The organism is Oscillibacter sp. CU971 (genome assembly GCF_905219725.1).
GTDB lineage: Bacteria > Bacillota > Clostridia > Oscillospirales > Oscillospiraceae > Oscillibacter.
In genome coordinates, this window is sequence record NZ_CAJMXG010000080.1 from 1 (window position 1) to 12,496 (window position 12,496).

Below are 12,496 nucleotides of genomic sequence, written 5' to 3' on the forward strand. Positions count from 1 at the left end.
CCCCCCATTTTCTCTTTTCCTTCCAGAAGGAAAAGAGAAAACGGGCCGTGCACGGTCCAAAAGAGAAAAGGAAGTATGGAGCCCTCCGGCGATGCCGGAGGGCTCTTATTTTGGACTACTCTTCCTGTTCTCCCTTATCCAGTTCCCTGAAATGCCGGTTTAACAGCCAGCGCAGGTATCCCGCCGCCGTGCGTCCAGTTTCCCCTGCCATGCGGGAGAGACGTTCGTGTTCCTTCTGCGGGATGATGACGCAAATCCTCTTCTTGATTTTCTCGTTTCCCATCAAAATCACCTCGCCTTTATTTTAGATAGAATTTATCTAAAATGCAATAGATAAATTCTATCTAGGCTATCCTTGCTTATGAGGTGATTTAAATGACCACAAGAATACGGGACCTGCGGGAAGATCACGATTTGTCTCAGAGTGCGATTGCGCAAGCAATTGGCATTACGCAACGAAAATACAGCTACTTAGAAACCGGGCGGCAGCCTTGGACAGACGAACTTTTGGTCCGTCTGGCAGAATTTTATCATACCAGTGTCGATTATTTGTTGGCGCAAACCGACAACCCGAAACCATATCCAAAGGGAACGCGCTTTAATATGCGCTGATATCCAGGCTCTCGTCGTCTTCCCCTTTCTCAATCCCCCGTATCTCCACAAAGTATTTTAGATTCGGGTTGACCTCCACTTGGACCCGGTCCCCAATCCGCTTCCCCAAAAGCGCCTTCCCCACCGGGGACTCCTTGCTGACCAGGCCCTTTAGGGCGTCCTGCCGCAAGGTGGTGACAATCCGGACCTCCATTTCCTTCTTTGCCATCTCGTTGTAGATGGTCACCCGGTCGAACAGCCCCACCGCGTCCTCCGCGCCCCGGACCTCAATCACCTTCGCCGTGCGGATCATCCGCTCCAGATACCGGATGCGGCTGTCGTTCCGGTTCTTCGCCTGCTTGGCGCATTTGTACTCAAAGTTCTCGCTCAGGTCCCCGAAGGCCCGGGCGGTCTGGACCTCCTCGATCAACTGGGGCCGCAGGACCCGGACCCGGTGGTCCAGCTCCTCTTTCATCTTTTTGATATCCACCGCCGTCAGCTCGTCATACACGGCGCATCCCTCCTTTTTTGTGCCGCTCCATCATAGCCCCTTCCGCCGCCGCTGTCAAGAAGGCCCCTTGACGGCGGCCCGGAGGGGTGCTATTCTATTTAAAGAACAACGAGGGAGGAGGCGCCGCCATGTGCTTTGCCGGGCTGCTGGGCATCCGCCCCGGCGTCACCGCCGTTATCGGTGGAGGGGGGAAGACCACCCTCCTGCGGACCCTGGGAACGGAGCTGGCGGCAGACGGGGCCCGGGTTCTTCTCTGCACCACCACAAAAATTTTCCCCTTCGACGGCCTCCCAAACCTGACGGACCCCACGGAGGATTCCCTGGCGCAGGCTCTGGAAGCCCGCCGCCTGGTCTGCGCCGGAACTCCGGTACCGGGAACCGGGAAGCTTGCCGCCCCGGCCATTCCCATGGCCCGCCTGATGGAGCTGGCGGACTACGTGCTGGCGGAGGCCGACGGTGCGGCAGGCCGTCCCCTCAAGGCCCACGCCCCTCATGAGCGGGTGATTCCCCCGGAGGCGAACCAGACGGTACTGGTGATCGGGGCCTCCGGCTTCGGCCGTCCCATCGCGGAGGCGGCCCACCGCCCGGGCCTTTACGCNCGCCTGGCGGGCGCGGAGGAGAGCGCCCCCGCCTCGCCGGAGACGGAGGCGGCGGTGCTGCTGGCGGAGGGCCTCCACACCCAGATTTTCATCAATCAGGCCGAGACGGCGGAANCCCGGNGNCAGGCCGCCGCCCTGGCGGCGCGGCTGTNCTGCCCCGTCCTGGCGGGGTCCCTTATGAGAAAGGAGCGTTACCCATGCTAGTCGTGATTCGAGGCGCCGGGGACATCGCCACCGGCGCTGCCCTCCGCCTTTGGCGGGCGGGTATCCAGGTGGTCATGACCGACCTGGAAAAGCCCACCGCCATCCGCCGCACCGTGGCCTTTTCCCAGGCCATCGTCCACGGGGAGACTGTGGTGGAGGGNGTGACCGCCCGCCGGGCGGAGTCCCCGGACCAGGCCCTGGAGCTGCTGAAAAGCGGCGTTATCCCCGTCCTGGCGGACCCGGAGGGGGCCTGCGTCCCGGTCCTGAAGCCCGCCGCCGTGGTGGACGCCATTCTGGCAAAGAAGAACCTGGGCACAAACATCACCGACGCGCCGGTGGTCATTGGCGTGGGTCCCGGCTTCACGGCGGGAACGGACTGCCACGCCGTGGTGGAGACCATGCGGGGCCACACCCTGGGCCGGGCCCNCTATGAGGGCTCCGCCCTGCCCAACACCGGCGNCCCCGGCCTCATCGGCGGCTTTGCCGGGGAGCGGGTCCTCCGGGCCCCGGCGGACGGGGTGTTTCACCAGCTTCTGGACATCGGCGCCCAGGTGAAGCTGGGGGATATCGCGGGGGAGGTAGGCGGCGTTCCCATGATCTGCACCCTGGACGGCGTCCTCCGGGGCATCCTGCCGGAGGGGACCCCGGTTCACAAGGGCATGAAGTCCGGGGACNTGGACCCCCGGTGTAAGATTGAACACTGCTACTGCGCCAGCGACAAGGCCCTGGCGGTAGGCGNCGGGGTGCTGGAAGCGGTGCTCTTCCTGTCCGGCGCGTTGAAAAATATTTAATAATTACAAATTGTAATCAAATAAGGAGGCTGTTTATGGCTGAAAACGAGGTCAAGCTGACCAAGCTGGCCAAATGCGCCGGCTGCGGGGCCAAGGTGGGAGCCGGGACCCTGGCCCGGCTTTTGGAGGGCATCCGGGTCCATGAGGACCCCAACCTCCTGGTGGGCTTCGACCGGAGCGACGACGCGTCCGTCTACAAGCTCTCCCAGGACCTGGCCCTGGTGCAGACGGTGGACTTCTTCCCGCCCATCGCCGACGACCCCTATCTCTTCGGCCAGATCGCCGCCGCCAACGCCCTTTCCGACGTGTACGCCATGGGCGGCGAGCCCAAGCTGTGCCTGAACATCATGGCGGNGCCCAAGGACATGCCCCCCGAGGCGGTCCACGCGCTCCTCCGGGGGGGCTACGANAAGGTCTATGAGGCCGGGGCNNTCATCNCCGGGGGCCACAGCATCCTGGACGACGAGCCCAAGTACGGCCTGGCCGTCACGGGCTTTGTCCATCCGGACCGGATGCTTACCAACTCCGGCGCAAAGCCGGGAGACGCGCTCCTTTTCACCAAGCCCATCGGCATCGGGGTCCTGACCACCGCCGCCAAGGCAGATTTGGCCCCGCCCCAGGCCATGGAGCGGGCCCACAAGCTGATGACCACCCTGAACAAGGCGGCCCNGGACGTTATGGTCCAATACCGCGTCCACGCCTGCACCGACGTGACGGGCTTCGGCCTCCTGGGCCACGGCCTGGAGATGGCCCAGGGCAGCGGCGTGGAGCTGGAGATCGACGCGGGGGCCGTGGACTTCATCCCCGAGGCGGCGGAGCTGGCAAGGATGGGGATTCTCCCCGAGGGCATGTACCGCAACCGCTCCTTCGCCGGGGACTCCGTGGACCCCGGAACGGCGGAGCTCTGGCAGCAGGACCTGCTCTATGACCCCCAGACCTCCGGCGGNCTTCTCATGGCCGNGGACCCGGAGGACACGGAGGCCCTGTATGAGGCCTTGAGGCCCGCCGTCCCCAGCGCCCAGCGGATTGGGACCGTCCGGGAATATCAGGGCGGACGGCGGATCTTCTTGAAATNAAAAAAGCGGACGGCCGNGCCGTCCGCTNTTTGTTATTCCATCGCTGTCACCACGCCGATAAAGGCGGGGAGGCTCGTTTCCGTGTCCACCAGCATGTACAGGAAGGGCCGCTCCAGATACACCTCCGGCACGTTTCCCGGCGCGGTGCCTCCAGAATATGCCAGCACCGCCGTGGCGGCCCCGGCCTGGGTGCCTTTTTCATCCACGGAGATATAGGTCTTGTGGAGCACCCGGCTGATGAACAGCGGCCCCATTTCGGAGACTCCCAGACCGGACAGGTCCGCCCGGCCCATGTCAAAGGCGTCCGTCATGCCCAGGGACTTCAAAGCGTCGTTCAGCTCCACCCCGTACGCGCTCTTGAATTTGGGGATGGCGGCANAGACCAGGGTCTCCTCCGCGCCCGCCAGCANCTGGCGGAGCCGCGCCCCCGTCAGGGAGTTCAGGTAGTCCTCCAGGGCCGTGCCCTCGTCCGGCAGCAGGGCGGCGAAGGCCCAGCGCCCGCCCTTGTAGAATTTCAGGAAGCCCTGGGCCCCCTCGTCCTTCAGATAATACCCCTCGGAGGAGTACATCAGCGCCGCGGGCTGCTCCGCGCCGNCCTCCTTGGTGAAAATCGCGTCCTCCCGGACATCGATATCCTCATAGATTTCCTCCCACTCCNCCTCCAGGGCCAGGGCGTTCACCAGGACCAGCACGGTCGTGTCCCCCAGCTCGTCCAGGATTTCCGGAATCATGCCGCGGGTGTTCTTCTCCACCCAGCTGTTGATGTCCCGGACGGCGGCGGCATCGAATGGAGAGGCGAAGACCTCCGCCCCGTACCACTTCGCGGCGGTATCCAAAAAGTTCGGATCGGCCTCAAAGCTCCCGTCGTCCCGGACCCAGACGGAGTTTGCCAGCTCCACCCGGCAGTCCTTTTCCCTGGGCAGGTCCGCCGCCCAGGCGGCCAGGAGTCCGTTCAGCTCCTCCACAGGCAGGCCCAGGACGGCCTCCATCTGCTCCAGGGTTTCGCCCCGGGCTCCATTGGCGGTCATCCCCAGGGCGCAGAGCACCGACAGGGGGGACGTCAGGGCGTTCTCCCCCTTCCAGGTCTCCCTCAGCAGCTCCAGGGAGAACTCCGACAGGGCGGCGGCGTCCTCTTCCTTCAACTCCGCCCCCACCGGGGCGGGCCGAACCTGCCCCGTCAAGCTCCTGGTTCCCCCGCCGCATCCGGCGAGGCACAGCAGGGCCAGCANCAGGGCGAATACCTTTTTCAGCGTCTTCATTGGGCGGTCCTCCTTTTCATCCTTTGCCTGTATAGACGGCAAATAAGGAAGAAAGGTTTCGCCGCTCCAAAATTTTTAGTACCAGGCCACCACCCGCACGGCGCAGGTGGCCATGGTGCCGGAGGGCGTGGAGGCGATGATGAGGGCCGTGCCCGGCTGAATGGCGGTGACCACGCCGTTCTGGTCCACCACGGCGGTCCGGGGCTCGGAGGAGGACCAGGAGATCCGCTGCTCCATCATGTTGTTGACGGGATAGACCATGGCGGTGAGCCGGTCGGCCTGCCCCGGGGCCAGCAGCATGGAAGTCCGGTCCAGGTAGACCCGGTAGGACTCCTGCTCCATCAGCGTGGTCCCCCGGCGCAGGGCNGGNTCCACCNTNCGGGAGACGATNACCGCCGCCGTGCTCCGGGTAACCAGGCCGTTGGGATGGAAGGTGCCGTGAATGTCCCCGCCCACCAGGACGCCCGCCCGGTAGAGNCGNTAGATGCCCTTGGCGCCGGGGTCGGTCATGGGCACGTCGGGGATGGTGCCGTCCATGACGATGTTGATGCCCTTCAGCGCCTCGGAGGGCAGGGCGTTGGCCATGATGGCGGCAAAGCTCCGCCGGGTGGCGGGGGCGGTGTAGTCGTCGTATTGGTCGGCGGCGACGATGCCGGTGTTCAGTGCGTACTGAAGCCCGCTCATCCCCTCCGGCATGGACCAGCCGTTATAGGTCCGGTGGAGCAGCACCGCCAGGGACACCACCTCGCCCAGGGTGACCTGGCTCCGGGGGCCGAAGCGCCGCCCGCCCTCCGTCAGGCCCCGCTCGTAGAGGGTGCGGACGCCCTCCTCATACCAGGCCCCGGCGGGCACGTCGGGGAAGACCCNNGNGTAATAGTCCCGGATCTGCCGGAAGTTGTTCAGGCCCAGGGCNATTNCGGTCCACAGGTTNGAGGAGACGGCGGTCCGCCCGTCCCAGGGCCCGTAAGCCATGGCCGCGGGCGCGCTCAGGCTCAGGCACAGCAGCGCCGCCAGGGATGTTGCGATGATCTTTTTCATAGGAAGCCCTCCTCCGCATTGCGCGGCTTATCCGGTGGTTTTTTTATAGAATAAGAATAAGCCTCCCGCCGCCTCCCGTCAAGGGGTTTTAGTAAAATTGAAGAAAGTTGGAAGAAAAAGGGGGACGCAAACCGTAAGAAATTTGTAAGAAAGCTGTCAAGCCGTTCGTAAGATTTGCCTGGTATGCTGGAGGCATTTCAACAAGGAGATGACGCATCATGAAANACCGCAAACNTTTGCGCCCCGCCCTCTGCCTTTTGCTGGCCCTGCTGGCGGGCTGCGGGCCGTCCCGGGAGGAACCCATGGGGCCCGAGGCGGAAAGCCGGGCCCTTTTGTCCTCCGGCGATCTCCGGGGGGCGGACCTCCGGGAGCTGGATCTGACGGGCCTGGAGGAGGCGGCGTACCGCTGGGATTTTGACACCCGGACCCAGTGGCCGGAGGAGCTGCCGGAGGGCTTTGACCCGGCGCGGCTTTTGGAGCTGGGGAAGGACCCCGGCCTGGGCCTCCGGGCCCTCCATGGGCGGGGAATCACCGGCAGGGGCGTGGGGATTGCCATCATAGACCAGGCCCTGCCGGCGGACCATCAGGAGTACGGGGACCGCCTCCGGTTCTATCAGGAATATCACACCGCCGCCCAGGGCCCCGCCTCCGCCCACGGCCCCGCCGTGGCCTCCATCGCCCTGGGGAAGACGGTGGGCGTGGCCCCGGAGGCCCTGCTGTACTTCCTGGCCGACGATTTGGGAACCGGGGAGGGCGCGGCGTTTTCCCGGGACCTGAGCTGGTACGCCGAGGATGTAGACCGCCTCACGGCCCTGAATGAAACCCTGCCGGAGGGCGAGCGCATCCGGGTGATTTCCATGTCCGTGGGCTGGATGCCGGGGGACCCGGGGGCGGAAGCCCTGGAGGCCGCCATCGCCCGGGCCCGGGCGGCGGGCATCGCCGTGGTCTGCGTCAACAGCCGGGACCCCCTGCTGGAGCCCTGGATGGGCATGGGGCGGCGGCCCTATGGGGACCCCAACCGCCTGGAGGACTGCCTCCCTGGGGCCTTCTGGGAGGAGAGCCTTTACAGCGGGGAATACCGGGGGACGGACGGGTCCCTTCTCCTGGTTCCCATGGATGGCCGCACCGCCGCCTCCCCGGCGGGCGGGGCGGAGTACGCCTATTTCGCCGGGGGCGGCATGAGCTGGGCGGTTCCTTATGTGGCGGGGCTCTACGCCCTGGCCTGTCAGGTGAAGCCCGAGGTGACGTTCGAGGAATTCCTCGCCGCCGCCCGGTCCACCGCCCGGCCCGTTTCCGTTTGGAGGGACGNGGTGGAATATCCCTATGGGAAGNCGGTGGACCCGGCGGCCCTGCTGGAGGCTCTGGGGGCATGAGAAAAGCGGACGGCTAAGGCCGTCCGCTTTTTTGGTTTCTTTTATGCCGTTACGCAATCCTCGCCAGCCACTTTAGGTCATAGGGCTCGAAGACCACCTGTTCATAAGCCTCCACGTCCAGCGGGGTCCCGTCCCAATCGCCGTGGATGTCCCCGTTCTGCTTAATCAGGATGTCGTAGAGGATGTCGTAGGTCACGCCGTCCGCCGGGTCCGTCTCCACAATGGTGGAATAGGGCAGGGTCTTGTGGTAGGTCAGCTCCAGCCCGTGGTAATCGAAGTGGAATCCGCAGCGCATCCGGCAGCCGTCCAGCCCGGTGTACCGGGCGATTTTTTTCAGGTCCTGGAGGATTTTGTCCCCCTCTTCCTCATAGAGGTTCTCCGGCGTGGTGGCGGTGTAATCGAACCGGAACTGAATGGAGGCCCCGGGGACCTTCTTAAAGCGGTCCAGATAGGGGATCAGGTTCTCAGCGGGGTAGTCCTTATACAGCACGCAGTTCACCCGGAAGGGCACGGGGAGCCGGGCAAGCAAACCGTCATTGGACTCCACCACGTATTTCTGCATGTGCCGGGAGACGTTGATGCAGGTGATTTTATGCTTGTTCCGCTCCGTGAAGGCCAGGATATCCTCCTCNGTCTGGAANTCGGACACCGGAAGCGTGGTGTTGATATAGACCTTGTGGGTGGTGGGAATCTCGTCCAGCATGGACTGGAGAACCTGGAGGTCGGCGAAGGGCTCGCCGCCGGTGAAGACAAAATCGCAGTAAGGCGTAATGGCGTCCATCCGGCGGATGCTGGCGCGGATTTTCTCGGCGGAGAAGCCGGTCAGGTCCGCGTATTCGCCTTTATTGATGCAGAAGGGGCAGTGGTTCTTGCAGTCGTAAGGGACGAATACCGTCACCGTCGCGCCGCCCTCCCGCGTCTTGTAGGGATGCTTCATAACGTCGTCTCGCCTTTCCGTTTATAGTGATGACGGTACGGCCAGGGCCGTACACAAACTCTTATTTTAAAGGATTTTTCCCGGAAGGTCAAGAGCTATTCGGAAATTCTCTGTTGAAAAAATCGAAAGGTTTAATGGGGCGGCCTTTCCGCNGAAGGGCGGTCCCGNAGGAATGGCCTGACCAGGGGGGGGCAGGCCCCGCAAAGAAGCAGGAAAGGACCTCCGCCCATGGGCGGAGGTCCTTTTGATACGGTTAAAAGCCGGGGATCAGCCCTTCACCAAAGAAGCAATCTCGTCGGCGAAGTTCTCCTGCTTTTTCTCGATGCCCTCGCCCTTTTCAAACCGCACGGCGGTCTTGAAGGTGANNGCCCCGCCCAGCTCCTTGGCCGCGTGGGCGATATAGGCCTCCACAGACCCCTCGNACACGTCGGCGCGGACGGAATCCTGCTGGAGCAGGCAGTTCTCGGAATAGAACTTGTTCAGCTTGCCCATGACGATCTTCTCCCGGACCTGCTCGGGCTTGCCCGCCATTTTCGGGTCGTTCTCCATCTGGGCCAGCATGACCTTCTTCTCCTCGTCCAGCACGTCCTGGGTCACCTGGGACTTGTCCCAGAAGCGGGGGTTCAGGGCGGCGATCTGCATGGCGATGTTCTTGCCCAGCTCCGCCACCTGTTCGGCGGGAAGGCCGGTTTCCAGGTTCACCAGCACGCCGATCTTGCCGCCGGCATGGACGNAGGGCACGGACACGCCCTCGGCGTACCGGGCGAAGCGGCGGACCTTGATGTTCTCGCCGATGACCAGCACCATCTCCTGCTGCTGCTGGGTGACGGTGAGGTCGGTTCCGTTATACTTGCACTCCATCAAAGCGTCCAGATCGGCGGGGTTCTCCTTGGCCGCGGTGGCGGCCACGCCCTTGACGAAGTCCACGAATTTCTCGTTTTTGCCCACGAAGTCGGTTTCGGCGTTCACCTCCACCACTACGCCCACGCCGTCGATGACGGCGGCATAGGCCATGCCCTCGGCGGCCACGCGGCCCGCCTTCTTCACGGAAGCGGCCATNCCCTTTTCCCGCAGCCACTNCACGGCCTTGTCCATGTCGCCGTCGGTGGCCACCAGGGCCTTTTTGCAGTCCATCATGCCTACGCCGGTCATCTCGCGCAGGTTCTTTACATCAGTCGCGCTGAAAGCCATAATTGCGTTCCNCCAAATTTATTGTATCGCCGTATCTCACTCGGCGGCGGCAGGGGCGGCTTCCTCGGTCTGCTCGCCCTGGCGGCCCTCCAGCACGGCGTTGGCCATGATGGAGGAGATCAGCTTGATGGCCCGGATGGCGTCGTCGTTTCCGGGGATCACATAGTCGATTTCGTCGGGGTCGCAGTTGGTATCGGCGATGGCCACCACGGGAATGCCCAGCTTGTGGGCCTCGGCANTGGCGTTGCGCTCCTTCCGGGTGTCCACGATGAAGAGGGCGCCGGGGAGCTTCTTCATTTCCTTCACGCCGCCGAGGTATTTCTCCAGCTTCGCGATTTCGCCCAGGTGCTTCATGACTTCCTTCTTGGGCAGCATGTCGAAGGTGCCGTCCTCCTGCATGGCCTTGAGCTGGTTCAGCNGGTCCACACGGGTGCGCATGGTCTTGAAGTTGGTCATCATGCCGCCCAGCCACCGGGCGTTGACGTAGTACTGGCCGCAGCGGCCCGCCTCCTCCCGGATGGCGTCCTGGGCCTGCTTCTTGGTGCCCACGAACAGCAGGGACTGGCCGTTTTCAGAGAGCTGGCGGACGAAGTTGTACGCCTCTTCCAGCTTGCGGACGGTCTTCTGGAGGTCGACAATATAGATGCCGTTGCGCTCCGTGTAGATATAGGGGGCCATCTTGGGGTTCCACCGGCGGGGCTGGTGGCCGAAGTGGACGCCCGCCTCAAGCAGGGCCTTCATGGATACGACGCTGGAATTTGCCATGGTGTTTGTTCCTCCAAATCAAGTTTAGTTTTTACCTCCGGCGGCTTCATCCCCCCCGCCAACCCAGGGCCTTAAGGCACCGGGCACCGGCGGAAAGTCGGCGTGCCGTGCGGAATGCTGAAATATCATATCACAGCCGGTTTTCCAATGCAAGGGGATTTTAACAAATCTCCGGGATTTTTTCGGGAAAACTTCCCCTGTCCCCGCTTAAAGATTGACATTTCCCCTCCGGGGAAGCATAATGGGGATATGATATGAGAGGGGACGCCGCCGCGTCCCGTGAAAGGAGCCTTTTTCCAATGGACACCATCTATATCACCGGGCACCGGAACCCGGATACGGATTCCATCGTCTCCGCCATGGCCTACGCCGCCCTTCAAAACGCCCTGGGCAACCGGCAGTACCAGGCCGCCCGGCTGGGCCAAATCAGCGACGAGACGCAAATCGTCCTGGACCGCTTCGGCTTCCAGCCCCCCAGGCTCATCGACAACGTCCGCACCCAGGTCCGGGACCTGGACTACGACACGCCGCCCACCCTCTCCGCCGCCGCCACCGTCAGCCGGGGCTGGCAGGCCATGCAGGGGGGGAACCTCTCCATCCTCCCCGTGGCCAACGAAGACGGGACCCTTTACGGCACCCTCTCCGCCGGGGACGTGGCCAACTACGACATCACCACCGTCCGCAACCCCCGGGTGGAGGACATCCCCGTCTTCAATCTCATCTCCGTGCTGGAGGGAAAGCTCCTCCACGAGAGCGAGGACGCGCCGGACCTGGTTTNCGGGGAGGTGACCATCGCCCTGCCCGCCAGCCGGGAGAACCTGCTCTTCTCCAGCCCGGACAGCGNGGTCATCTGCGGCGACCAGCCGGACATGGTCCAGCGGGCCCTGGACCTTCAGGTGAACTGCGTGATCATCTGCCAGGGCGAGGCGCCCCAGGAGCTTTTGGAGCGGGCGGGNAAGACCTGCGTCATCTCCACCCCCATCGACGCCTACCAGGCCCTGCGGCTCATCTTNCACGCCCTGCCCATCGCCCGGGTGTGCAAGAATAAGGATCTCGTCTGCTTCCACCTGGACGACTATATCGNCGATGTGCAGGACGCCGTGCTGGAAAGCCGCTTCCGGGCCTATCCCATTTTGGACGAGGAGGAGAAGGTCGTCGGGATGCTGTCCCGCTATCACCTCCTCCGCCCCCGGCGCAAGCGGGTGGNGCTGGTGGACCACAACGAAAAGTCCCAGTCCGTCACGGGGCTGGACCAGGCGGACATTCTGGAGATCATCGACCACCACCGCCTGGCGGACATCGAGACGAAAAACCCCATCCACGTCCGAAACGAGGCGGTGGGCAGCACCAACACCATCATCGCGGAAATGTACCAGGAGAAGGGCCTGATGCCCACGGCGAAAATGGCGGGGCTCATGGCGGCGGCCATTGTGTCGGACACGGTGATGTTCAAGTCCCCCACCTGCACCCAGCGGGACATCGACATCGCCAACCGCATGGCCCGCATCGCAAGCGTCAGGCTGGAGGACCTGGGGCAGGCGATTTTCTCCGCCGCCTGCGGGGACGACAAGACCGCCGAGGCGATNCTGAAAACGGACTACAAGGAGTTCCACATCGCCGGGCACAACCTGGCGGTGAGCCAGATTACCACCATGGATTCCGACCGGCTTTAGAAGCGGCTGGGCGAGTNTTTGGCCGTCATGGCGGAAACCCGGGAGAAGCGGGGGCTCCAGAGCGTGGTGCTGATGATTACCGACGTGCTGCTGGAGGGGACGCAGCTGCTTTTCGTCGGCGACGAGGATACTATCCGCCAGGCGTTCGGGATCAAGGGGGAGGAGAATTACGCCTTCCTGCCCAAGATCATGTCCCGGAAGAAGCAGGTCATTCCAATGCTGTCCGCATTGTGGGGATGATGCTCGCCCTTGCGGGCGGGGCGGATTGGATACCAGCGATGGCTGGTTCATTGCACCCCCCATGTCGTCGGAAGAAACTCCGCCCACTCCGTCCCCGCCTAACGGCGAGGACTGCGCTCTGCTCCGTTCCTTCCTCCTCTCCCCACGCGGCAGGCCGCGCGGGGGCCCCGGTTTTTCTTGCCAGAAGAAAAAGAGAAAACGGGCCGTGCACGGTCCAAAAGAGAAAAAGAAGTATCGCCCCTGCGGGG

Annotated in this window: 12 protein-coding genes and 1 pseudogene; 7 read left to right on the plus strand and 6 right to left on the minus strand. The window is 63.6% G+C overall.

Annotated elements, in window-relative coordinates:
• Positions 1-375 precede the first annotated feature (375 nt).
• A complete protein-coding gene (locus JX325_RS07430; RefSeq protein ID WP_204790515.1) occupies positions 376-612 on the plus strand; it encodes a helix-turn-helix domain-containing protein in 237 nt (78 codons plus the stop codon).
• On the opposite strand, the gene JX325_RS07435 is transcribed toward JX325_RS07430, so the two are convergent.
• Positions 599-1,102 (minus strand): GreA/GreB family elongation factor, encoded by a 504-nt coding sequence (locus JX325_RS07435; protein ID WP_204790516.1) that lies wholly within the window; start codon positions 1,100-1,102, stop codon positions 599-601. The genes JX325_RS07430 and JX325_RS07435 overlap by 14 nt on opposite strands.
• A 128-nt stretch (positions 1,103-1,230) precedes the next feature.
• On the opposite strand from JX325_RS07435, the gene yqeC reads away from it, so the two are divergent.
• The 3 genes and pseudogenes from yqeC to selD form a co-directional block, all read left to right on the plus strand.
• A complete protein-coding gene (gene yqeC, locus JX325_RS07440; protein WP_204790517.1) occupies positions 1,231-1,905 on the plus strand; it encodes a selenium cofactor biosynthesis protein YqeC in 675 nt (224 codons plus the stop codon).
• Positions 1,899-2,696, plus strand: a complete 798-nt coding sequence (gene yqeB, locus JX325_RS07445; RefSeq protein ID WP_204790518.1) for a selenium-dependent molybdenum cofactor biosynthesis protein YqeB — start codon at positions 1,899-1,901, stop codon at positions 2,694-2,696. Before yqeC ends, yqeB begins: the two co-directional genes overlap by 7 nt.
• A 35-nt stretch (positions 2,697-2,731) precedes the next feature.
• Positions 2,732-3,748, plus strand: a pseudogene (gene selD / locus JX325_RS07450) (selenide, water dikinase SelD); the annotation flags it as partial.
• Between the two features lie 56 nt (positions 3,749-3,804).
• On the opposite strand, the gene JX325_RS07455 reads toward selD, so the two are convergent.
• Positions 3,805-5,031, minus strand: coding sequence for a serpin family protein (locus tag JX325_RS07455; RefSeq protein ID WP_204790519.1), 1,227 nt, complete (start codon positions 5,029-5,031; stop codon positions 3,805-3,807).
• Positions 5,032-5,106: 75 nt separating this feature from the next.
• Positions 5,107-6,069: an S-layer homology domain-containing protein gene (locus tag JX325_RS07460; protein WP_204790520.1), complete on the minus strand. Its 963-nt coding sequence runs from the start codon at positions 6,067-6,069 to the stop codon at positions 5,107-5,109.
• A gap of 218 nt (positions 6,070-6,287) precedes the next feature.
• On the opposite strand from JX325_RS07460, the gene JX325_RS18040 reads away from it, so the two are divergent.
• A complete protein-coding gene (locus JX325_RS18040) occupies positions 6,288-7,442 on the plus strand; it encodes a S8/S53 family peptidase (RefSeq protein ID WP_279380514.1) in 1,155 nt (384 codons plus the stop codon).
• Between the two features lie 49 nt (positions 7,443-7,491).
• Here the strand turns inward: JX325_RS18040 and JX325_RS07465 are convergent, their stop codons facing one another.
• The 3 genes from JX325_RS07465 to rpsB all read right to left on the minus strand — a co-directional run bounded on the left by JX325_RS07465 (position 7,492) and on the right by rpsB (position 10,335).
• Positions 7,492-8,379: a 4Fe-4S cluster-binding domain-containing protein gene (locus JX325_RS07465; RefSeq protein ID WP_204790521.1), complete on the minus strand. Its 888-nt coding sequence runs from the start codon at positions 8,377-8,379 to the stop codon at positions 7,492-7,494.
• A 267-nt stretch (positions 8,380-8,646) separates the two neighbouring features.
• Positions 8,647-9,570 (minus strand): translation elongation factor Ts, encoded by a 924-nt coding sequence (gene tsf, locus JX325_RS07470; protein ID WP_204790522.1) that lies wholly within the window; start codon positions 9,568-9,570, stop codon positions 8,647-8,649.
• A 36-nt stretch (positions 9,571-9,606) separates the two neighbouring features.
• The gene (gene rpsB / locus JX325_RS07475) at positions 9,607-10,335 is read right to left on the minus strand and encodes a 30S ribosomal protein S2 (protein ID WP_204790523.1); all 729 of its coding nucleotides are present in this window, start codon (positions 10,333-10,335) and stop codon (positions 9,607-9,609) included.
• Between the two features lie 299 nt (positions 10,336-10,634).
• On the opposite strand from rpsB, the gene JX325_RS07480 reads away from it, so the two are divergent.
• Positions 10,635-12,008, plus strand: coding sequence for a putative manganese-dependent inorganic diphosphatase (locus JX325_RS07480; protein ID WP_243413976.1), 1,374 nt, complete (start codon positions 10,635-10,637; stop codon positions 12,006-12,008).
• Positions 12,009-12,026: 18 nt separating this feature from the next.
• Positions 12,027-12,248 (plus strand): DHHA2 domain-containing protein, encoded by a 222-nt coding sequence (locus JX325_RS18045; protein ID WP_279380515.1) that lies wholly within the window; start codon positions 12,027-12,029, stop codon positions 12,246-12,248.
• Positions 12,249-12,496 lie beyond the last annotated feature (248 nt).

What these genes read in the sequence shown, in the direction of transcription:
- JX325_RS07430 (WP_204790515.1), top strand. Translation starts at nt 376, where the DNA reads ATGACCACAAGAATACGGGACCTGCGGGAAGATCACGATTTGTCTCAG.